The following is a 20,858-nucleotide window of genomic DNA, read 5'->3' on the forward strand; positions in this document are numbered from 1 at the left end:
GGCCTAACCTTCGCTGCGCGCGATCATCTTGCGGTAAATCGCAGCTTGAGTTTCCAGGCTCAAGCTCGCGTCGTTGCTGCTCCTGGCCCGCTTCTTGGCAGCCGACGACAGCCTGCCTGCGAGACTCGGATCGTCGAGCAAGCGCTTCAACTGAAAGGCCAGCATTGCCGGGTCGTCGGCCCGATACAACAGCGCGTCTTCTTCGTCTGCTGCCATGGACGCGACGCCACCTGCGTATGCCGAGACGCACGGAACGCCGAGCATCATGGCCTCTGCCAGGGTGTTGGGGCTGTTCTCTATGATGGACGGGAGCAGGAAGATGTGGCTCCGGCACATCCGCTCTGCCATCTCCTGCTCCCCCAGCAGGCCTGTAAAGATGACATTCTCTTCCAGACCCAGCTTAGCCACCAGATCCAGCAGATAGGACGGGTAGCCCACATTGCGGCGAAGTGACCAACGAGGAGACTTTCGTGGATCATCGCCCGCGATGTAGAGGCGCGCATGCGGGTAGTGCACACGGAGAATGGCGAGGCCCTGAACGGCTATGTGGGCCCCCTTGCGAGGGCTGGCACCGTTGCCGACGAAAATGGACGCAGCCTCGCACTCCGATGCGTTCCAGTTGCGTTGTCCGAAGGCTTCCCGCAGGATGTGGGTGCAATGGAAGTACTTGGCGGTGGGGTTGATCGCGGCTACCTGGGCCTGGTCCCAGACCGTTCGGCCGACGATGCAGTTGGCGAGCGCGATCGTTTCCCGTTCGAGGGCGAGCCGGGGATTGAACCGGAGAAGCTTGTTGGCAACCAGTGCGGCGGCCGTGAGGAACTGCCGGGGACGCAATGGATTCATCATGGAAGCGAGCGGCAGCCGCCCCAGCTCGTAGCGGGCGAAGCCGTTGATGACGCCCTGCAGTGAGAGCAGGCGAGATCCGGGCCATGTGGCGAAGAAGCGGCGAGAGTGGGCCATCTCCGAGCCTTCCGACTGCACGATATCGGGCTCAAAGTCCTTGAGGACCCAGTCGCAGTCGCGTTGCGAAACATCGAGTCGATTGAACCTTGCTTGCGGTATCGCGTAATAGGTGATGCCGTCTTTTTCGATTCTGGTCAGCTTGGACACGGGAGCACGCATGGCGACTCCGATGCGCAGATCAGGGATCGTGGAGAGATGCTGAGTCATGGTCGAAAGCCAACTGCCGAACGGAGTCTTCTTCAACCTCAGGTCCTCAGCCACGGCGGGCAGCACGATGTTGACCACCCACAGAACTCTGATAGGAGTACCGTTCATCTTTCTTTCTTCTTCTCTTCTCAGTAGTGAGTGTTCGATTCGGACGGGAGCCGGGTCCAATCGGCCGCTCGGCGATGTGCAAGGTGCTCGCCCGCGAACACGCATGTATGGTGCGTCAGCTCGGCGCTGACGCACCACTCCATGCCCGAAGATCGGAAATGAAAAGCTTCTGCACTGGCCCGCAGGTCCTTAAAGCCCTGGAGCAACGCTGAGGGCCGGCCCATCGGGCCACGTAGGCGTGCTCCTAAAGTCGGCCATCCGCGGCGCCCGGAGGAAGGACGCCCTTTACGTCGTAAACAACGGCTCCGGGCTGTCCCAACGCGCGCACTCCACTTTCTCCGAGCTCGACGAACTGCCGGTGGCCTACTGCCACAACAATCGCCGCATATGTGCCCGGGGTTGGAAGCGTGTTGAGGCATTTCAGTCCGTACTCGTGTTCCGCGTCGACCACATTGACCCAGGGGTCGTAGACGTCCACCTGCGTGTTGTAGCGCTCAAGTGTCCTCACGATGTCGACGACCTTGGTGTTTCGCACGTCTGGGCAGTTCTCTTTGAATGAGAGGCCCAGCACCAACACCTTGCTGGCCAGCACGGGAATCTCCTTGCGGAGCATCAGCTTGACCGTCTCGTCGGCGACGTGGCGCGCCATGTTGTCGTTGATCCGCCGACCAGCAAGAATCACCTCGGGGTGATAGCCGACTTCTTGCGCCTTGTGCGTAAGGTAGTAAGGATCCACCCCGATGCAGTGTCCGCCCACCAGGCCGGGCCGGAATGGCAGGAAGTTCCACTTTGTTCCTGCTGCTTGTAGGACCTCTAGTGTGTCCACTCCCAGACGGTGAAAGATGAGGCTGAGCTCGTTCATCAACGCGATGTTGACGTCGCGCTGCGTGTTCTCGATCACCTTTGCCGCCTCGGCTACCTTGATGCTGCTTGCCTTGTGCGTGCCAGCTGTGATGATCTGCGCATAGAGCGCGTCGACCGCATCGGCCACCTCCGGGGTGCTACCGCTGGTGACTTTTCTGATCGAGGGCAGCCGATGCTCCTTGTCGCCCGGGTTGATGCGCTCGGGGCTGTAGCCGCAATAGAAGTCCTTGTTGAACTTGAGGCCGCTCACCCTTTCCAGTACGGGTACGCACACTTCCTCGGTGGCGCCAGGATAGACCGTCGATTCGTAGATGACCAAGTCGCCTGTCTTCAGCGCCTTGCCCACCGTCTCGCTCGCCCTCACCAGCGGGGTCATGTCCGGCCGGTTTGCCTGGTCGACGGGCGTGGGAACGGTGACGATGAACACCTGGGCTGCCTTGAGGTCGGCCGGGTCGCTCGAGTAGCGAAGCTGGCTCGCGGCCTGCAGCTCGGACCGGCTGCACTCGAGCGTATGGTCGGATCCTCCTCGGAGTTCGGCTACGCGATTGGGATTGATGTCGAAGCCGATGACCCGGCGGCGTCGCCCGAATTCGACGGCCAGTGGCAGGCCCACATAGCCAAGCCCGATCACAGCCAAAGTCTTGTCTTGAAGTTGCATGCTTTACCTTGTTCGTTTATTCATCGAGTCGGGCGGGCGCCGTGTAGCTTGTTGTCCAATTCCGCCTTGAGGGAGGCGATCTCCGCCTGCAGTGCCTCATACTCGGCAAGTTTCCTCTGCAAGAAGCGACTTGCCATCGCCGCCTTACGCGTCAGCCCCTTGGGTGTCAGGAGGTAGGCGTAGCCGAGATGGTGCTTGGAAGCGGCGAAGTTCCCCAGCTTCACCAAACCTTTCTCCATTAGCGCCTTCATGCAGTAGTGCAGTTTGCCGTTGCTCACGCCCAGCCTTTTCGCAAGCTCGCGTTGCGACATGTCCGGATGGTCCTGAAGGATCTTCAGGACGCGAAAGTGCAAGTCCTCGACTTGATCCAGATGCTTACTGGCCACGGGCGTCTCTCTTGTCCTCGGCGAAGTATGCGCGCGACTGTCCAAAGTTGAGCAATGTAGCAGGTGACGGTCACACCGGCAACGCGCCGCCGACATTCGAGGCGTAGCGTCCTCCTTCGGACGGAGAGGCGGCTGCATGTCAAGCTCGCGGCCGTCAAAGTGGGGCTCCCTTCGCATCAGCGATAATCCGCGGCGGCTTGTAGCCGTCGGTGAGCGACAGCTCCGGATCGGCCGCCGTATTCAGGAGTCAGTGTGAAAGTCTTGATCACCGGCGCCGATGGTTTCATCGGCCACAACCTGCGTGCGCACCTAGCGGAACGGAAGGAGGTCGAGGTGATCTGCCTCGGGCGCCGCTCCACTGCAGCGGACTGGGAGGCAGGCATACGACAGACGGATGCCATCTTCCATTTGGCCGGCGTGAATCGTCCACAGGACCCGGCCGAGTTCGCGGTGGGCAATCGCGATCTCACCCGGAACCTTTGCGAGCTGGTCCGCACGACGGGGCGTGCCATTCCCATCCTCTATACGTCCTCCATTCAGGTGGAGGGAGGTGGCGCGCATGGCCCTTACGGTGCCAGCAAGCTCGAAGCGGAGCAGGCACTGCTTGACTACCACGCCGCGACTGGGGCGCGTGTCCGTATTTACCGGCTGCCGAATGTGTTTGGGAAATGGTGCCGGCCGAACTACAACTCGGCGGTTGCAACGTTCTGCCACAACATCGCTCGCGACCTGCCCATCCAGATCAACGATCCCGCTGCCGTAGTTCGGCTTGTCTACGTGGACGACGTGATGGGGGCCTTTCTCACATTTCTTGACGCGGAGGTGTCGGACGAACCGTATCGGCACGTCGAGCCTGAGTACCGGACCACCGTTGGCGATCTTGCGTCGCAGATACGAAGTTTCCACGAGGCACGTGCTAACTTGCTCCCCGGGCGGGTGGGGACGGGATTGGCGCGTGCCCTCTACGCGACGTACGTGAGCTACTTGCCGAAGGAGCAGTTCGCCTACGCCGTGCCTAGGTACGGCGACCCCCGGGGTGTCTTCGTGGAAATGCTCAAGACGCCGGACAGCGGCCAGTTCTCATTTTTCACGGCTCACCCTGGCATCACTCGCGGCGGCCACTATCACCATACAAAGACCGAGAAGTTCCTTGTGATCAAGGGCCGGGCCCGCTTTGGGTTCCGGCATCTGATGACGGGCGAACGCTTCGAGTTGTTCATAGAGGGCGGAGAGTCACAGATTGTGGATACAGTGCCGGGCTGGACCCACGACATCACGAATGTCGGTGAGGACGAACTCATCGTCATGCTGTGGGCGAACGAGGTGTTCGATCGCTCCCGTCCGGACACCTTTGCCCAGCCCGTATGACCAGCATGATCAAGAAACTGAAAGTGATGACCGTCGTCGGAACGCGACCCGAGATCATCCGCCTGTCCCGAGTGATCGCCAAGCTAGATCACTACTGTGATCACGTCCTCGTGCACACGGGCCAGAACTACGACTACGAGCTGAACGAGATTTTTTTTCGGGACCTGGAAGTGCGACGGCCGGACCATTTCCTCAGCGCCGCTGGATTGACCGGCGCGGAGACCGTAGGAAAGGTAATCATCGCCGTTGACCAGGTACTGGCGGAAGTGAATCCCGAGGCCCTGCTGATTCTCGGTGACACGAACAGCTGCATGGCGGCGCTGCCGGCGAAGCGCCGCAAGATCCCGGTATTCCACATGGAAGCAGGGAACCGTTGCTTCGACTTGCGAGTGCCCGAGGAGGTGAACCGCCGAATTGTCGACCACACCGCAGACGTGAACCTTACCTACAGCTCTATCGCTCGGGAGTACCTGTTGCGCGAAGGGTTGCGGCCGGAGCTGGTGATCAAGACGGGCAGCCCCATGTTCGAGGTACTGTATCACTACCGTGCGCGAATCGATGCATCCGACGTGCTCCAGCGCTTGAACCTTGCTAGGCACGGATATTTCGTGGTTAGCGCGCACCGCGAGGAGAACGTGGATTCCGATCGGAATTTCGGCAAGCTGGTCGATACTCTCAATGGCATTGCGGAGAAGTACGCGCTGCCCGTCATCGTGTCCACCCATCCTCGCACCCGCAAGCGTATCGATGCCATGCGGGCGCAGTTCCACCCGGCGATCCAGCTGCACAAGCCTTTGGGTTTCCACGATTACGTGAAGCTGCAGATCGAGTCGTGCGCGGTCCTGTCGGACAGCGGCACCATTTCGGAGGAGTCCTCGATTCTCAATTTCCCCGCCCTTAATATTCGGGAGGCGCATGAGCGGCCGGAGGGAATGGAGGAGGCGGCGGTGATGATGGTCGGACTGGGCCGCGAGCGGGTGCTCCAGGGACTCTCGCTCCTGGCAGACCAGCCGCGCGCCGGGACGCGTCTGCTGCGCGAGGTGGCGGACTACGCAGTGCCCAACGTCTCGGACAAGGTCGTGCGCCTCGTCCACAGCTATACGGATTACGTGAATCGGGTCGTGTGGCGCAAGGATGTGTGATGACCCGGAGTTCGTCGCCGCGCGGGGGCGGAACGCGTTTGCGGTGGCGCATGAAACTCCAGTACGTCGTGTTTGGGCAGGGCTTCTGGGCGGGCCGCTTATGCGGGCCTGATTCAGAACGGCCATAGTAAGGTCGGGGCCAGGCCGTTACTGATCCGCGCGCCGACTTGGACCTCGTGGGAGGCCTTGGTCGGCGGTTCGCCGGACCCCGGCACTGGGCAAATTGCGTACTGGCGTTGTTTGGGCCTACCCGGCGGCGGCTGTCAGCGACCGCACGTACCAAGGCATGGCTTTCGCAATTCCCTGACGTACGCTGAACCGGGGTGCATAGCCAAGCAGGCGCGCCGCCTTCCCGATATCGGCTTGCGAGTGGCGGACGTCGCCGGCACGGAACTCCCGATATCTCGGCGATCGCTCTCGTACGATCCCGTTCGTCGCCAGCTCGGCGCGGAGCATGGCGAAGAGCTCATTCAACGTCGTCCGATCGCCCACGGCAACGTTGTAGACCTGGTTGCGCGCTTCCGCCTCCGTCTGCACCGCCGCAAGCAGGTTCGCCTGCACCACGTTGTCGATGAAGCAGAAATCCCGGCTCGTCTCACCGTCGCCGTTGATGAAGATTTCGTCGTCGCGGATCATGGACGCGATCCACTTGGGGATGACGGCAGCGTAGGCGCCTTCGGGGTCTTGCCGCGGCCCGAACACGTTGAAGTAGCGCAGCCCGATGGTGCTGAAGTCATAGCTGCGGGCGAACACGTCCGCATACAGCTCGTTCACGTACTTCGTCACGGCGTACGGCGACAGGGGCTTGCCGATCCGGTCTTCCACTTTCGGCAAGGCCGGGTGGTCGCCGTAGGTGGAGCTGCTGGCCGCATAGGTGAAGCTCTTGACTCCCGCGTCCCGCGCGGCAACCAACATGTTCAGGAAACCGTCGATGTTGGCGCCGTTGGTGGTGATCGGATCCTTCAGGGAGCGGGGCACGGAGCCCAAGGCAGCCTCGTGCAGCACGTAGTCGACGCCTTGGCAGGCCCGATGGCAAGCGTCCAGGTCGCGGATGTCGCCCTCCACGAAGGAGAACCCCTCCCATTGCTGCGGGGTGACGATACGCTGCACTTCCTCCAGGTTGCGCCGGTGGCCGGTCGCAAAGTTGTCCAGGCCGACGACGCGCTGGTCGAGGCGCAGCAACGCCTCCAGGAGGTTCGAGCCGATAAAGCCGGCGGCCCCGGTCACGAGCCAGGTGTGGGGCTCCCGGGACAGGGTGGCGAGGAGTTGTTCGTAACGCGACATCAGTGGCAAGTTTGCGTGAAGCCCACCATGGTAGCTTGCCTCCGCTATGCAGTTTCAGGCGATGGGAGCTTCTGCAGTCCCCGGGTGTGTCGCCCTACGGTACCGCCCGCAGAAACCAGCCGCGAGCGTCGCCAGCGACATCGGATGCGACAGGATCCACAGCCCCGCCAGGGGAAACCTCCTCGCAACGGTCGCTACGAACACTGCAAGCGCGCCGTTCCCCGCTCGTGACACGGCCGGAAATGCCTGCCGGGCAAGGAACGCGACCACCCGTGCGCGGGACACGCGCGCACGCAACGGCGGCATTCCACAGTCCACCGCGTCGCCGTACACGACATCCCAGATGGCCAGGTTGGCCATCAGCTTGTCCTGGTCCCGGGTGCCCGTCTCGTTCTCGCCGTGCAGCCGCCACACGCCCACCGTCCGCCGCAGGTACTTCACGGTACCCCGCAACGCCAGCCGGTACAGGGACTCCCAATCGGAGCTGATGGCGGCCGAGCGGTAGAAGTCCAGTGCCAATGCCGGCTGGCGCGCATACATCACGCCCAGGTGCATCAGCAGGTACGGCCGTCCAGGCAGGCGCCGCAGGATCTCCAGGCCGGTGAGCTGGTCCTCCGGCGGCAGGTCGGAGTCGTGCGCGTCCCGCTCGGATTTCGTGGTGACCCTGGCGGCCACCATCACGACCTCCGGATGCCCTTCCACGCACTGGACCGCTTGCGCAATGAAGTCGGAATCGATGAAGTAGTCGTCCCCGTCCAGGTTCACCACCCATTCGCCGGTGGCGTGCTCGTAGAGGAGGGCGCGGTAGTTGCCGGTGCGCCCCAGGTTGGCCGGGTGCCGCACATAGCGAAGCCGTGGGTCGGAGAAGCCAGCCACCACTGCGGCCGTGTCGTCGGTGGACGCGTCGTCGCCGACGATCACCTCCAGGTTCTCATACGTCTGCGCCAGCGCGGATGCGATGGCCTCCCGGATGAATCCCGCCTGGTTGTAGGTCGGGATCATCACGGAGACCTTGATCGCGCGCGGCTCCATGGCGACGTCTTCAGGAGGGATAGGGCTCGGGTTCATCCACCGGAATCCTCTGGAGCAGCACCATCTGCAGGACCAGGTTGACCAGCGAGAACAGGCTGGTCATGAGCGCCAGGCCCATGACGCCATAGGCGAAGAAGGCGGCGATCTTGGCGGGGATGTAGAAGGTGTACGTGATGACCCCCAGCCGGGTGGGCGTGCGGGTGTCGCCGAGGGCGTAGAAGGTGCCGGCGGAGATCTGGCCACCGATGCCGCCCACGAACACGCCGCCCAGCCAGAGGAGGATCCACCACAGGGTCTCGACGTCGCTCGCGGTGATGTTGCGCCAGCCGAACACCAGGTCCAGCAAGGGGCGTCCCACCACGCCCAGCACCAGCAGCCCGCCCAGGCTGAGCGCGCACACCAGCAGCAGGTGCTGGTGGTACGCGCGCCGGAACTCCTGCCGCTGGCCCCTCTTGTGCAGCGTGCTGAGCCGCGGCACCAGCGGGGAGGCGATGGCCTTGTCCATCACCTCGTTGGCGGCGGCATACAGCTGCTGCGCCAGGTAGTAGAGGGATAGGCTGCCGCTCGCCGCCGTGGAGAGCAGGAAGCGGTCGACCAGCGGGTCCGTCTTGTAGTAGGTGGTGCCCACCAGCAGCGGCTTCACCCGCTGCCATGCGAGCCGGATGGCGGGCGCATGCAGGTCGGGGCGCACGGGCCTACCCATCCCGGGCAGGAGCACTGCCGTCTGCAGCGCCATGCGGCCCACCGTGATCCAGGCAACGGCGGCGACCCCGAAGCGGGGCAGCAGCCAGACGATGGCCGCGAAGCCGGCAAGGCTGGAGAGCGCAAGCCCGATTTCGGGCCAGACGAAGCGGTGCCGCGCGTGGTAGGCCGCGAGCTGCACGCCGTTGATGGCGGCGAACACCATTCCCACGAGCTGGATGCGCGTGAGCTCGGTGGTCAGGGCCTGGGCGGCAGGGCTGAACCCCGGCACGAGCAGGGGCGTCCACCAGGAGGCGGTCGCGAACAGGACGAGGGCGATGGCGGTGAACGTTGCGCCGACCAGGACGAGCATCGCCCACGCATCGTGATGCAGTTGTTGCTTGTTTTCGCCGGCGAGCAGGGGCACCAGCACGCTCACCAGCGATCCGCTGATCACCGACAGGATGAGTTGCGGCAGTGTCATGCCGGCGAAGAGGGCGTCCGTCTCGCTGCCGGCGCCCAGGTGCGTCAGCACGTACCACTGCGACACGAAGCCCAGGCCGATGTTGGCGGCGGCCAGGAGTCCGAGGGAAAGCGTCCGCCGCATGTCTGGGTGCTGGGTGGTGTCGGCTACGAGGATACCCGCAACGGACGAGCTGGCAGGCCGCCGGCCGCCCGTGGCGCGATAAAGAAGCGGCGGGCCCGGAACATTCCTGCGACATGGTAGCCTCGCCGCCCCATGGAGCTGCAGGAGATCCTCTATTCGCAAGGTTTCGGTGCCCGCCGCACCTGCCTCGGCCTCGTCCAACAGGGGCTGGTCACGGTAGGCGGCGCGCTGGTGACGGACCCGCACGAGGAGTTCGAGCCCGAGGGACTGCGGTTCACGGTGGAGGGCAGGCCCTGGAGATACCACGCGAAGGCGTACCTGATGCTGCACAAGCCCGCGGGCTACGAGTGCTCGCAGAAGCCGTCGGCCTGGCCGAGCATCTACACGCTGTTGCCGGCGCCGTTGCGCCAGCGGCCGGTGAAGGGCGGCCAGAACGGCGTGCAGGCCATCGGGCGGCTGGACCAGGACACGACGGGGCTGCTGCTCCTGAGCGACGACGGCGCCTTCATCCATCGCATGGGGTCGCCGAAGAAGCATGTGGCCAAGGTGTACGAAGTGACGACGGCGGATGCGGTGGATGAGAGGCAGGTGAAGCGCTTGCTGGAGGGGGTTGTGCTCGATGACGACCCGCGGCCGGTGCGCGCGGCCGCCTGCGAGGAGGTCACCGAACACACCCTGAGGCTGACGCTGACCGAGGGGAAGTACCACCAGGTGAAGAGGATGCTGGCGGCCGTGGGCAATCGCGTGACGGCACTGCATCGCTCCCGCATTGGCGACCTGTCGCTGCCGGACGATCTTCCACCCGGGCACTGGCGCTGCTTGACGCTCGAGCAGCGGGCGGCCGCTCAGGCCGCCGTCTGACCGGGCTGGGGCGCATGCCCCCGTGCCAGCAGCCAGAACAAGGGCGTGCGCCGGTTCAGGTGGCCGCGCAGCGTGCGTGCCCAGGTGCTCGGCTTGTGTCCCGGGTGCAGCCGCCCTAGCGGACTGTCATCGGTGCGGATCCCGCTCAGGCCCAGGGCCTTGAAGGGGGTGCGCTGCTTCCACAGCAGGTAGGGCAGGCTCACCTGGTCGCGCCGGATGCCGCCCTGGAACTCGTGCCACCACGCTTCCATCAGCGTCGCGACCTGCGGCGCATCGTGGCGGCGCGGCAGGATGCCGCACTCGTAGAGGCCCGCGCGCGCTGGCATGCCGTCGCGGTGGTACCGGCGCAGTTGCGCGATGTAGGTCCAGATCCAGCCGTAGCCGATGGCGGCGCATTCCGCCGCTTCGTGGAACAGGCAGTCGCGGAACGGGTGGGAGAACAAGGCGAGTGGGTGCTCGCGCAAGGCGTCGTCGGCGAAGGCGGCGATGCCGTCCTTCAGCTCCAGGTTCCCGTCGACGTACACGCTGCGCCCGTGCTCCGGGAACAGCAGGTGCGGGTGCATCTTGACGTAGCGGTTCGCCGACAAGGGGTCCAGGTCGTCGCGAGGAAGCGGGCGGATCTCCCATCCGTGGTCCCCACGCAGCGTGCGGTCGGTGAAGCAGACGTAGCGCACGCCGGGCTCCGGGCGACGCAGCGGCAGCAGGTCGTCGTAGCCCGCGGTGATGCAGGTGTAGACCAGGAGGCGTTCGTCGCGCATCACAGCGGCACCCGGTGATGGCGGCACCAGGCTGCGAGCGTGAGCACCGGCCAGAGTTGCTCGGCGCGGTCGCGGGCGCCGCTGGCGTGTTCGTTCCAGATGCGCTGCACCTCGGTCTTGCTGAGGACGGGCGAATCGGCGGGGATGCCGTCCAGCAGGTCCTGCGCCCAGGGGCGCAGTTCGTGGCGCAACCAGCGGCGCACGGGAATCGAGAAGCCCATCTTGGGCCTGTCCACGAGAGCGCGTGGCACGTGCCGGTACAGCACGTCCCGCAGCACCGACTTGCCCGTGCGACCGCGCAGCTTGTAGTCCAGGGGCAGGGACAAGGCGAACTCCACGATGCGGTGGTCCAGCAAGGGAGCGCGCGTCTCCAGGCTGTATGCCATGGAGGCCCGGTCCACCTTGACCAGGATGTCATCGGGGAGGTAGGTGCCGGCGTCCGCCAGGGCGGTGGCTTCCGCGGGCGAGCGGCGAAGGGGCCCCTGCGCCGAGGCGCCGTGAGCGCCGCCGCGCAGGGGAAGGGCGTCCTGGCGGAAGCGGTCCATCCAGTAGGCGTTGAGGCGCAGGGTATCCGGCTGCCGCCAGGCGTCTACGACGGTGCGCGCACCGCGCACCGGCTTCTGCAGCCACCGGCCCCCCAGTGCCGACGCGACGCGCAAGCCCGTGTTCCAGGGGAGGTGACCGAGGCGGCGCATCTTCCACAGACGCTCGAAGACGAGGTACTGGGGATAGCCGAGGAACAGTTCGTCTCCCCCGTCGCCCGACAGCGCCACCGTCACGCGCCGGCGTGCGAGTCCGCTCACCAGCAGGGTCGGAATCTGGGAACTGTCCGCGAAGGGCTCGTCCCAGATGGCAGGGAGTCGCGGGATCAGCTCCAGCGCCTCCGCGGGCCGGATCTCGTGCGCGACGTGTTCGGTGCCCAGGTGCCGCGCCACCGCTGCGGCATGCGCGGACTCGTCCATGCCGCTTTCCGGCATGCCGATGGAGAAGGTCGTCACGCGCGCGCCGGCCGCCTGCTGCATCAGGGCCACCACCGCGGACGAGTCGATGCCGCCCGAGAGAAAGGCTCCTACCTGCACGTCTGCCACCGATTGCAGGCGCACGGCGTCGCGCAGCAGGCGTTCGAGTTCGTCGACCGCCTCGTGGTAGCTGCCGGTGAATGGAAGCGCCTCTGCTCGTGCTGCGGCCTCCGCCAGGCACCAGTACGCGACCGGGTCCGGCATGCCGCGCGCCGCGAAGTCCGGCGCGCGCAGCGTCACGCAGGTGCCGGCCGGCAGCTTGCGCAGGCCCTGGTAGACCGTGAACGGCGTGGGCAGGTAGGCGAGGCGCAGGAAGGCGCTGGCCTGTTCCCAGTCCGGCCTGCCTTCGAAGGCGGGGTGCGGCCGCAGCGCCTTCAGCTCCGAGGCAAACAGGAAGGCGCCGCCCTGCCAGCCGTAGTAGAGGGGTTTCTCGCCGAGGCGGTCGCGCGCCAGCGTCAGCGTGGCTTCCTCGCGGTCCCACACGGCCAGCGCGAACATGCCTACGCACGCCTGCAACGTGCGATCGATGCCCCACGCCTGCATGCATTCCACGAGGGTCTCCGTGTCGGAATGCCCGCGCCAGGATGGGCGGACCCCCGAACGTTCCAGCACTGCACGCAGCTCGAGGTGGTTATAGATTTCGCCGTTGAAGACGATCACGTGGCGGCCTGCACTGCCGGCCATGGGCTGGTGGCCGGCAGGGGACAACTCCAGGATGGAAAGCCGACGGTGTCCGAGGCTGACGCCGTGTTCCGGGTCGAGCCAGGTCCCCTGGTCATCGGGACCCCGATGACGGATGGCGTCGAGCATGCTGCCCAGGACGAGCGGCGCCTCGTCCGGGCGCCACCCGCGCTGCACGAAGCCTGCAATGCCGCACATGCGCGTTTCTTCCGTCTTTCCAGTTGCCCTGCTCCCGCGGATGCGGGCGACCGTTGAGCTTAACCGACGCTGACCCGCGGCAAGCACAAGCGATCCGCGCCGCGAGGCCATCCATCCGAAGACCCGAATCGCGGACAATACCGCCGACCGCGCCGTCCGCCACAGAGCGGCCTGGCGCGTTGTCTGGGCGCGCGCCTGCCGTTCAGGCGTCCGCTGTCAACGAGGGTCGTCGTTTCCGTGAACTTTTCCCGCCTCTTCCGCGCCTGGCTGGGCGCCATGTTCCTGCTTTGCGGCGGGCTCGCGCTTGCCCAGGCGCCGTCCCCCGTTTTCGTCCTGAATTCCCTCGATGCCGACGTCAGCGTGATCGATCCCACCAATTGGCGGGAGATCAAGCGCATTCCCACCGGGAAGGAGCCGCACCACCTGTACATGACGCCGGACGAGAAGTCGATCCTGGTCGCCAACGCGCTGGCGGACTCCCTGACCTTCATCGACCCGAAGACGGCCGAGATCCAGAAGGTCGTGCGGGGCGTGCTCGACCCGTACCACCTGCAGTTCTCGCCGGACATGAAGTGGCTGGTGACGAACGGCAACCGCCTCAACCACGTGGACATCTACCGGTGGGACGGCAACGACCTGACGCTCGTGAAGCGCCTGCCCACCGGCAAGACGCCCAGCCACCTCTGGATCGACAGCAAGAGCCAGGTCGCCTATTCGACCATGCAGGACAGCGACGAGCTGATCGCGATCGACCTGGTGAAGCAGGAGATCAAGTGGCGGATCAAGACCGGGCCGATGCCGGCGGACATCTTCGGTACCCCCGACGACAAGACGCTGCTGGTCGGGTTGACCGGAAGCGACGCGGTCGAGGTGTTCGACGTGAGCGGGCCGCAGCCGAAGTCGGTGCGCAAGATCAAGACCGGGGCGGGGGCGCACGCCTTCCGCGGCGCGGGGGACAAGCGCCACGTGTTCCTGAGCAACCGGGTCGCCAACACGATTAGCAAGATCGACTTGCAGACGCTGCAGGTGGTGGACACGTATCCGGCGCCGGGCGGGCCGGATTGTATGGAGGTGCTGGCGGGTGGGCGGTATTTGCTGACGACGTCGCGGTGGGCGAAGAGGCTGACCATCATCGATACGGAGAAGCGTGAGGTGGTGAAGCAGGTCAGGGTGGGGAAGTCGCCGCACGGGGTGTGGACGTTGGATCACGCGCAGAGAAGGTGATGGTGGTTTTGCGGCGTGCGTGCCCCTCACCCCAACCCTCTCCCCAGGGGGGAGAGGGAGTGGTGCGCGTGGCGGTGGCGGCGCTGATGCTTTCGAGCTCGGTGGCACTGGCACAGCCCGCCTGCGACAAGCCCGTGTACCTCACGCTGGATACTGGCCACATGGGCGTGGCGAACCTGGTCGCCGAGGTCCTCAACCGCCAGAACGTCAAGGTCACCTTCTTCGCCGCGAACGAGAAGACGCAGGAGGGCGACGGCAGCCTGGGCAGTTTCTGGGCGCCGTGGTGGAAGGCGAGGGCGGCGGAAGGGCACGAGTTCGCTTCGCATACCTTCGACCACGTCTACTGGCGCGGCGACCTCTCGGGCGACAAGTTCCGCATGCGGCCCTCGGCGGGCCCGAGCACCGGCAAGGACTTCACCTGGACGGCCGCCGAGTACTGCGCGGAGATCGACCGCTCGGCCCGGCGCCTGCAGGAGATCACCGGCAAGAAGCCGCTGCCGCTCTACCGCGCCCCCGGCGGAAAGACTTCGCCGAAGCTGCTCGCCGCCGCCAAGAGCTGCGGCTACGCCCACGTGGGCTGGTCGCCAGCGGGTTTCCTCGGTGACGAATTGCCCAGCGAGACGTACAGCAACAACGCCTTGCTGCAGAAAGCCTTGCGCGACATCCGCCCGGGGGACATCCTGCTGGCGCACCTGGGGATCTGGTCGCGCAAGGACCCTTGGGCGCCGGCCGACCTGGAGCCGCTGATCACCGGGCTGAAAGCCCGTGGTTTCTGTTTTGCCACCTTGCGCGATCATCCGTCCTACCGGGACTGGATCGCGCGCGTTAAGTAGTCATGCAGTGGATCGTTGACCTGTTCGAGAAGGCGCAGCAAGGGCTGTTCGAGTCGGCCGTGCAGCCCGTCATGTATTCCTTCGGCATGGGCGCCTACCTGGAGGACGGCTACACCGGCACCGGCTGGCTGCTGGTCGGCCTGATCCAGATTGCCGTCATGCTGGCCATCATCGGCCCGCTGCAGCGCTGGCGGCCGGTGGAGCCGATGGTGGACGCCGGCGAGATCCGCACCGACGTCCTGTACACGCTGATCCATCGCCTGGGCCTGTTCCGGGTCGCGCTGTTCTTCAGCGTGGAGCCGCTGTTCGACGACATGTTCGGCTGGCTGCGGGTGCACGGGCTGGGCACGGTGCACATCGACCAGTTCATGGCCGGTGTCACGGACCATCCGTTCGCGAGCTTCCTGCTGTACCTGGTGGTCTTCGACTTCGTGGACTACTGGATCCACCGCGGGCAGCACGGCTTCAACTGGTGGTGGAGCCTGCACTCGCTGCACCACTCGCAGCGGCAGATGACGATGTGGAGCGACAACCGCAACCACCTGCTGGACGACCTGGTCCGCGACAGCATCCTCGTGGTGCTGGGGCAGTTGATCGGCGTCGGGCCGGGGCAGTTCGTCGCCATCGTCGCGATCACGCAGCTTTCCGAGAGCCTGCAGCACGCCAACATCCGCCTGCACTTCGGCCGCATCGGCGAGCGCCTGTGGATCAGCCCGCGCTTCCACCGGCTGCACCACAGCATCGGCATCGGGCACGAGCGCAAGGCTGCCGAAGACCAGAAGCTGAAGTCCGGCCGCAGTCCCGCGCTGGGCGGCCACAACTTCGGCGTGCTGCTGCCCTGGTGGGACATGATGTTCCGTACCGCCAACTTCGAGCTGCGCTACGACCCCACGGGCATTCGCGACCAGGTGGAGAAGGGGCGCAACTACGGGCGGGGGTTCTGGGCGCAGCAGTGGCTGGGGGTGCTGCGGTTGGTGGGCAAGGCGTGAGCCGCTGGGACTGTCGCTCGACAGGCCCATAGAATGCCCTGGGCCCCCGCCTTTGCGGGGGTGACGGATTGCATGTCCCTCTTCCTCGACTCCTTCTGGCGCGCAGTCGCCTACTGCCTGCACCCCCGCGTCATCGGCCTCTCCCTCCTGCCGCTGATCGCCCTGGTGCTGATCGCCGGCGGGCTCTCCTATTTCTTCTGGGACAGCGCCATCGACCTGGTCTTCCGCTGGCTGGAGTCGTCCGCGTGGATGGAGAGCATCACGCAGTGGCTCTCCGACATGGGGATGGCCGGCCTCAAGAACGCCCTGGCGCCGCTGCTGGTGATCTTCGCGGTCACGCCGCTGCTCGTGATCGTGGTGCTGTTCGTCGTGGCGCTGCTGATGATGCCCGCGGTCGTCAAGCTGGTGAGCCGCCGCCGCTTTCCTGAGCTCGAGCGCAAGCACGGCGCGTCCTTCTTCGTCGGCGCGCTTTGGTCCCTCGGCTCCATGCTGCTCGCCATGGTGGCGATGGTGATCTCGCTGCCACTCTGGCTGATCCCGCCGCTGATCCTGGTGCTGCCGCCCTTGATCTGGGGCTGGCTCACCTACCGCGTGATGACGTTCGACTCCCTCGCCGACCACGCCACCACCGAGGAGCGCCGCCTCGTGTTCCGGGAGCACCGCATGTGGCTCCTGCTCATGGGCATCGCCACGGGCTACCTCGGCGCGGCGCCGAGCATCGTGTGGGCGTCGGGCTGGTTCTTCGCGGCGGCGTTCCCGATCCTGATCCCCGTGGCGATCTGGATCTACACGCTGGTGTTCGCGTTCTCGTCGCTCTGGTTCGCGCACTACTGCCTGGCGGCATTGGCGCAAGTGCGGAAGGTGCCGGCGGTGGTGCCGCCGCCGGCCGCGGAGCCTCAGCTCCTGCCGTAGTTGTCGACGAGGCGGACGATGTCGTCCTCCCCCAGGTACGCCCCCGACTGCACCTCGATCATCTCCAGCTCCATCTTCCCCGGGTTGTGCAGCCGGTGCACCTCGCCGATGGGGATGTAGGTCGACTGGTTCTCGCTCAGGAGGAAGGTCTCGCTGCCGCGCGTCACTTCGGCGGTGCCGCGCACCACCACCCAGTGCTCCGCGCGGTGGTGATGCTTCTGCAGGCTCAGCGACGCGCCCGGCTTGACGCCGATGCGCTTCACCTGGAAGCGCTCGCCGGCGTCGACGCTGTCGTACCAGCCCCAGGGCCGCACCACCTTGCGGTGGAACGCTGCCTGCGCCGCATTCGCCTGTTCCAGCAGGGCGACGACGTCCTTCACCTGTTCGGCGGAATCGCGCTGCGCCACGAGCACGGCGTCCGGCGTGTCGATGATCAGGAGGTCGTTCGTGCCCAGCGCCACCACCGGACGGTGCGGGGCATGGATGAAGGTGTTGCGCGCCTTGTGCGTCCAGCCCTGGCCCTGCACGCGGTTGTCCTGCGCGTCGGGCTTCGCCAGGTCGGCGACGGCGTTCCAGCTGCCCACGTCGCTCCACTGGCCGCGGAAGGGCAGCACCACCACGTCGGCGTGCTTCTCCATCACGGCGTAGTCGATGCTCTGCGAACGGCAGCCTTCGAAGGCCGCGCGGTCCGGGCGCACGAACGAGACGCCCGCCGCGTTCTCCGGTTGCTCCGTCTGGGACTTCGCGATCGCCGCCTGGCACGAAGCCAGGATGTCCGGCGCATGCTGTTCCAGCGCTTCGATCAGGAACCTGGCCTGCGCCAGGAAGATGCCGGCGTTCCACAAGGTGTCGCCTTGCAGCAGCAGTTGCTGCGCGCGGGCGGCGTCCGGCTTTTCGATGAACTGCGCCACCTGCAGGCTCCCGTCCGGGCGCAGCGCGCCCTGGCGGATGTAGCCGTAGGCCGTGCTGGGGAAGCTGGGGACCACGCCGAAGGTGACGACCATGCCGTTCGCTGCGGCGGTCAGGCCTTCCCGCATCGTGCGCTGGAAGGCCGCCGCATCGGGGATGTGGTGGTCGGCGGGGCAGAACAGGAGGAACTCCTCCGGCTTGGCATGCAGCGCCGCCAGCGCCATGGCAGCCGCGGTATTGCGCGCCACCGGCTCCAGGATGACGGTGCCTTGCAGCTTCGCGAGGCGCAGCGTGTCCGCCACCATGAAGCGGTGGTCTTCGGCCGCCACGGTGATCACGCGCCCGCCGAGGCCCGCCACGCGTTCCAGGGTGAGCTGGAGCAGGCTCTTTTCCCCGACCAGGGGCACGAACTGCTTCGGGAAGCTCTTGCGGCTCAAGGGCCACAAGCGCGTGCCGGAGCCGCCGCAGAGGATGACGGGGGTGATGCTGCTCATGGCGGGGATGGTACCTGTTGCGTTGGCCAATTCGCATCCGCCGGGGAGCGCGGTCGCCAGGCGTGGAAAAATGCGGGGGCCCTGGGTTCCCGCCTTCGCGGGAATGACAACAATGCATTCCGGTTCCCGCTCACGCCACCTCCATGACCACCACCCGCCCTGACATCGGCCTCATCATCGTCGGCGACGAGATCCTCTCCGGGAAGCGGGCGGACAAGCACCTGCCCAGGCTGATCGAGCTGCTCTCGGCGCGCGGGCTGCAGCTGGGCTGGGCCGAGTACGTGGGCGACAAGCCGGAGCGGATCACCGACACGCTCAAGCGCGCCTTCGCCAGCGGCGACATCGTCTTCTCCTGCGGCGGCATCGGCGCCACCCCCGACGACCACACCCGCCAGTGCGCGGCCAAGGCGCTGGGGGTCGGACTCCAGCTCCACCCGGAGGCCGAAAAGCTGATCCGCGAGCGCATGCAGGACGTCGCCAAGGAGCAGGGCGTCCCCTACGAGCCCGATCGCCCCGACAACATCCACCGCCTGAACATGGGCGTGTTCCCGGAAGGCGCGTCCATCATCCCCAACCCGTACAACAAGATCCCGGGCTTCAGCGTGGGCGACGTGCACTTCGTCCCCGGCTTCCCCGTGATGGCCTGGCCGATGATGGAAAGCGTCCTGGACCAGCGCTATGCCCACCTGTTCCAGCGCGGCGCCTACGTGGAAAAGTCGGTGATCGTCTTCGGCTCCATGGAGGCGACCCTCACGCCGCTGATGGAACAGATCGAGCGCGAGCACCCGGGCGTGAAGGTGTTCAGCCTGCCTTCCGTGGACCACCCCACCTATGGCCGCCACATCGACCTGGGCGTCAAGGGCGCGCCGGCGGACGTCGATCCCGCCTATCTCCTGCTGCTGGACGGCCTGTCCACGCTCGGGGTGAAGCTGGGCCCCGAGTTGGTGCGCGGCTGAGCTGCACCACAGCGGTGCATTGCCAGAAACCGCACCTCAACGGTGCACCGCAGAGCGTCTCCGCCAGCCGGACGTAGGGAAAAGCCCGCTGATTCGGGGAGAATCGCCCCGCTGCGCGCCGTGCCGCATGCACCAGCTTTGGCACAGAACCTGCATTCCCGCCAGCCGTTCATTCATCAACAACCAACCATCCCCCAGGAGAACCTGATGGCAGCAGCCAAGAGCGTCGCAGATGTCATGAAGATGGTGAAGGACAACGAAGTCAAGTTCGTCGACTTCCGCTTCACCGACACCCGCGGCAAAGAGCAACACGTGACCGTGCCCGTGTCCCACTTCGACGAGGACAAGTTCAGCGCCGGCCACGCCTTCGACGGCTCCTCGATCGCGGGCTGGAAGGGCATCGAGGCCTCCGACATGCTGCTGATGCCGGACCCGAACACGGCCAACGTCGACCCCTTCTTCGAAGAGACGACGCTGATCCTCACCTGCGACGTGCTCGAGCCGGGTGACGGCAAGGCCTACGACCGCGACCCGCGCTCCATCGCCAAGCGCGCCGAGGCCTACCTCAAGGCTTCCGGCCTGGGCGACACCGCCTTCTTCGGTCCCGAGCCCGAGTTCTTCATCTTCGACGACGTGCGCTGGTCCTCCGGCCCCAACGGCTGCTTCGTCGAGATCGACGAGTACGAAGCGCCCTGGAACACCGGCAAGAAGCTGGAAGGCGGCAACAAGGGCCACCGTCCCACCACCAAGGGCGGCTACTTCCCCGTGCCCCCCGTCGACAGCACGCAGGACATGCGCGCCGAGATGTCCCTGATCCTCGAATCCGTGGGCATCCCCGTCGAAGTGTTCCACCACGAAGTTGCCGGCGCCGGCCAGAACGAGATCGGCACCCGCTTCAGCACGCTGGTGGAGCGCGCCGACTGGTCGCAGCTGCAGAAGTACGTGATCCAGAACGTCGCCAACGCCTACGGCAAGACCGCGACCTTCATGCCGAAGCCCATCGTGGGCGACAACGGCTCGGGCATGCACGTGCACCAGTCCGTGTGGAAGGGCGGCAAGAACCTGTTCGCCGGCGAAGGCTACGGCGGCCTGAGCGAGTTCGCGCTGTACTACATCGGCGGCATCATCAAGCACGCCCGCGCGCTGAACGCCATCACGAACCCCGGCACCAACAGCTACAAGCGCCTGGTGCCCGGCTTCGAGGCCCCGGTCAAGCTGGCGTACTCCGCCCGCAATCGCTCCGCGTCCATCCGCATCCCGTACGTGGCGAACCCGAAGGGCCGCCGCATCGAGGTGCGCTTCCCGGATCCCACGATGAACCCGTACCTGGGCTTCGCCGCCATGCTGATGGCGGGCCTGGACGGCGTCGAGAACAAGATCCACCCGGGCGAGGCCGCGACCAAGGACCTGTACCACCTGCCGCCGGAAGAAGACGCGAAGATCCCGACCGTCTGCCACAGCCTCGACCAGGCCCTGGAGTACCTGGACAACGACCGTGCCTTCCTGACCAAGGGCGGCGTGTTCACCGACACCATGATCGATGCGTACATCGAGCTGAAGATGCAGGAAGTGACCCGCTTCCGCATGACGACGCACCCGATCGAGTTCGACATGTACTACTCGCTCTGATTGTCAGAGGAGCCAGAAAGCGGCGCGTTGCGCCGCTTTTTTCTTTTTGGCGGCCTCCCAGCAATGCGCGGCCCGTAGGCTGGGTCCGCGCAGCG

18 protein-coding genes are annotated in these 20,858 nt (G+C 65.8%); 9 read left to right on the top strand and 9 right to left on the bottom strand.

Annotated features, from left to right (window positions below):
• Window positions 1-3: 3 nt before the first annotated feature.
• The 3 genes from H8N03_RS18140 to H8N03_RS18150 all read right to left on the bottom strand — a co-directional run bounded on the left by H8N03_RS18140 (window position 4) and on the right by H8N03_RS18150 (window position 3,186).
• A complete protein-coding gene (locus H8N03_RS18140; RefSeq protein ID WP_187077617.1) occupies window positions 4-1,248 on the bottom strand; it encodes a glycosyltransferase family 4 protein in 1,245 nt (414 codons plus the stop codon).
• A gap of 274 nt (window positions 1,249-1,522) precedes the next feature.
• Window positions 1,523-2,800, bottom strand: a complete 1,278-nt coding sequence (gene tviB, locus H8N03_RS18145) for a Vi polysaccharide biosynthesis UDP-N-acetylglucosamine C-6 dehydrogenase TviB (RefSeq protein WP_187077618.1) — start codon at window positions 2,798-2,800, stop codon at window positions 1,523-1,525.
• Window positions 2,801-2,820: 20 nt separating this feature from the next.
• On the bottom strand, window positions 2,821-3,186 hold the full coding sequence (locus H8N03_RS18150; protein ID WP_354005143.1) for a MarR family EPS-associated transcriptional regulator: 366 nt from the start codon (window positions 3,184-3,186) through the stop codon (window positions 2,821-2,823).
• 252 nt (window positions 3,187-3,438) lie between these two features.
• Here H8N03_RS18150 and wbjC point away from each other — a divergent pair, with 252 nt between their 5' ends.
• Complete coding sequence (wbjC, locus tag H8N03_RS18155) at window positions 3,439-4,554, top strand: UDP-2-acetamido-2,6-beta-L-arabino-hexul-4-ose reductase (RefSeq protein WP_187077620.1); 1,116 nt, start codon at window positions 3,439-3,441, stop codon at window positions 4,552-4,554.
• Window positions 4,555-4,562: 8 nt separating this feature from the next.
• Complete coding sequence (wecB, locus tag H8N03_RS18160; protein ID WP_187077768.1) at window positions 4,563-5,696, top strand: non-hydrolyzing UDP-N-acetylglucosamine 2-epimerase; 1,134 nt, start codon at window positions 4,563-4,565, stop codon at window positions 5,694-5,696.
• A 246-nt stretch (window positions 5,697-5,942) separates the two neighbouring features.
• On the opposite strand, the gene H8N03_RS18165 is transcribed toward wecB, so the two are convergent.
• Genes H8N03_RS18165 through H8N03_RS18175 form a run of 3 tightly spaced genes read right to left on the bottom strand, consistent with a single transcriptional unit; the run spans window position 5,943 to window position 9,300 of the window.
• The gene (locus H8N03_RS18165; RefSeq protein ID WP_290428158.1) at window positions 5,943-6,983 is read right to left on the bottom strand and encodes an NAD-dependent epimerase/dehydratase family protein; all 1,041 of its coding nucleotides are present in this window, start codon (window positions 6,981-6,983) and stop codon (window positions 5,943-5,945) included.
• A 51-nt stretch (window positions 6,984-7,034) separates the two neighbouring features.
• Window positions 7,035-8,048, bottom strand: coding sequence for a glycosyltransferase family 2 protein (locus H8N03_RS18170; RefSeq protein WP_187077622.1), 1,014 nt, complete (start codon window positions 8,046-8,048; stop codon window positions 7,035-7,037).
• Entirely contained in the window at window positions 8,023-9,300 is a 1,278-nt protein-coding gene (locus tag H8N03_RS18175) for a lipid II flippase MurJ (RefSeq protein WP_187077623.1), read from the bottom strand. Before H8N03_RS18175 ends, H8N03_RS18170 begins: the two co-directional genes overlap by 26 nt.
• Before the next feature lie 132 nt (window positions 9,301-9,432).
• Between H8N03_RS18175 and H8N03_RS18180 the strand changes: the two genes are divergently transcribed.
• Entirely contained in the window at window positions 9,433-10,161 is a 729-nt protein-coding gene (locus H8N03_RS18180) for a pseudouridine synthase (protein WP_187077624.1), read from the top strand.
• Here H8N03_RS18180 and H8N03_RS18185 read toward each other — a convergent pair.
• Together H8N03_RS18185 and asnB are read right to left on the bottom strand one after the other, a co-directional pair.
• Window positions 10,146-10,919 (bottom strand): glycosyltransferase domain-containing protein, encoded by a 774-nt coding sequence (locus tag H8N03_RS18185; protein WP_187077625.1) that lies wholly within the window; start codon window positions 10,917-10,919, stop codon window positions 10,146-10,148. The two genes, H8N03_RS18180 and H8N03_RS18185, sit on opposite strands and share 16 nt — an antisense overlap.
• Window positions 10,919-12,817: an asparagine synthase (glutamine-hydrolyzing) gene (gene asnB, locus H8N03_RS18190; RefSeq protein WP_187077626.1), complete on the bottom strand. Its 1,899-nt coding sequence runs from the start codon at window positions 12,815-12,817 to the stop codon at window positions 10,919-10,921. Before asnB ends, H8N03_RS18185 begins: the two co-directional genes overlap by 1 nt.
• 276 nt (window positions 12,818-13,093) lie before the next feature.
• Here asnB and H8N03_RS18195 point away from each other — a divergent pair, with 276 nt between their 5' ends.
• The 4 genes from H8N03_RS18195 to H8N03_RS18210 all read left to right on the top strand — a co-directional run bounded on the left by H8N03_RS18195 (window position 13,094) and on the right by H8N03_RS18210 (window position 16,775).
• Entirely contained in the window at window positions 13,094-14,041 is a 948-nt protein-coding gene (locus tag H8N03_RS18195) for a YncE family protein (protein WP_187077769.1), read from the top strand.
• An 86-nt stretch (window positions 14,042-14,127) separates the two neighbouring features.
• Window positions 14,128-14,874 (top strand): polysaccharide deacetylase family protein, encoded by a 747-nt coding sequence (locus H8N03_RS18200; RefSeq protein ID WP_187077770.1) that lies wholly within the window; start codon window positions 14,128-14,130, stop codon window positions 14,872-14,874.
• 2 nt (window positions 14,875-14,876) lie between these two features.
• Window positions 14,877-15,863 carry a sterol desaturase family protein gene (locus H8N03_RS18205; RefSeq protein WP_187077627.1) on the top strand — a complete coding sequence of 329 codons (987 nt, stop codon included), beginning with the start codon at window positions 14,877-14,879 and terminating at the stop codon, window positions 15,861-15,863.
• A gap of 72 nt (window positions 15,864-15,935) precedes the next feature.
• Entirely contained in the window at window positions 15,936-16,775 is an 840-nt protein-coding gene (locus tag H8N03_RS18210) for an EI24 domain-containing protein (RefSeq protein WP_187077628.1), read from the top strand.
• Here H8N03_RS18210 and H8N03_RS18215 read toward each other — a convergent pair.
• A complete protein-coding gene (locus H8N03_RS18215) occupies window positions 16,760-18,178 on the bottom strand; it encodes a mannose-1-phosphate guanylyltransferase/mannose-6-phosphate isomerase (protein WP_187077629.1) in 1,419 nt (472 codons plus the stop codon). The two genes, H8N03_RS18210 and H8N03_RS18215, sit on opposite strands and share 16 nt — an antisense overlap.
• Window positions 18,179-18,321: 143 nt before the next feature.
• Here H8N03_RS18215 and H8N03_RS18220 point away from each other — a divergent pair, with 143 nt between their 5' ends.
• Entirely contained in the window at window positions 18,322-19,134 is an 813-nt protein-coding gene (locus tag H8N03_RS18220; protein WP_187077630.1) for a competence/damage-inducible protein A, read from the top strand.
• A gap of 207 nt (window positions 19,135-19,341) precedes the next feature.
• Window positions 19,342-20,763 carry a type I glutamate--ammonia ligase gene (glnA, locus tag H8N03_RS18225; RefSeq protein WP_187077631.1) on the top strand — a complete coding sequence of 474 codons (1,422 nt, stop codon included), beginning with the start codon at window positions 19,342-19,344 and terminating at the stop codon, window positions 20,761-20,763.
• Window positions 20,764-20,858 lie beyond the last annotated feature (95 nt).

The sequence above is a fragment of the Ramlibacter cellulosilyticus genome, from assembly GCF_014297465.1.
Lineage (GTDB): Bacteria > Pseudomonadota > Gammaproteobacteria > Burkholderiales > Burkholderiaceae_C > Ramlibacter > Ramlibacter cellulosilyticus.

Coding starts and splice junctions, on each gene's coding strand:
- H8N03_RS18185 (WP_187077625.1), bottom strand. CDS start 10,919: ATGCGCGACGAACGCCTCCTGGTCTACACCTGCATCACCGCGGGCTAC.
- tviB (WP_187077618.1), bottom strand. CDS start 2,800: ATGCAACTTCAAGACAAGACTTTGGCTGTGATCGGGCTTGGCTATGTG.
- H8N03_RS18175 (WP_187077623.1), bottom strand. CDS start 9,300: ATGCGGCGGACGCTTTCCCTCGGACTCCTGGCCGCCGCCAACATCGGC.
- H8N03_RS18215 (WP_187077629.1), bottom strand. CDS start 18,178: ATGAGCAGCATCACCCCCGTCATCCTCTGCGGCGGCTCCGGCACGCGC.
- H8N03_RS18170 (WP_187077622.1), bottom strand. CDS start 8,048: ATGAACCCGAGCCCTATCCCTCCTGAAGACGTCGCCATGGAGCCGCGC.
- H8N03_RS18210 (WP_187077628.1), top strand. CDS start 15,936: ATGTCCCTCTTCCTCGACTCCTTCTGGCGCGCAGTCGCCTACTGCCTG.
- H8N03_RS18205 (WP_187077627.1), top strand. CDS start 14,877: ATGCAGTGGATCGTTGACCTGTTCGAGAAGGCGCAGCAAGGGCTGTTC.
- asnB (WP_187077626.1), bottom strand. CDS start 12,817: ATGTGCGGCATTGCAGGCTTCGTGCAGCGCGGGTGGCGCCCGGACGAG.
- glnA (WP_187077631.1), top strand. CDS start 19,342: ATGGCAGCAGCCAAGAGCGTCGCAGATGTCATGAAGATGGTGAAGGAC.
- H8N03_RS18180 (WP_187077624.1), top strand. CDS start 9,433: ATGGAGCTGCAGGAGATCCTCTATTCGCAAGGTTTCGGTGCCCGCCGC.
- H8N03_RS18200 (WP_187077770.1), top strand. CDS start 14,128: ATGCTTTCGAGCTCGGTGGCACTGGCACAGCCCGCCTGCGACAAGCCC.
- H8N03_RS18195 (WP_187077769.1), top strand. CDS start 13,094: ATGTTCCTGCTTTGCGGCGGGCTCGCGCTTGCCCAGGCGCCGTCCCCC.
- H8N03_RS18220 (WP_187077630.1), top strand. CDS start 18,322: ATGACCACCACCCGCCCTGACATCGGCCTCATCATCGTCGGCGACGAG.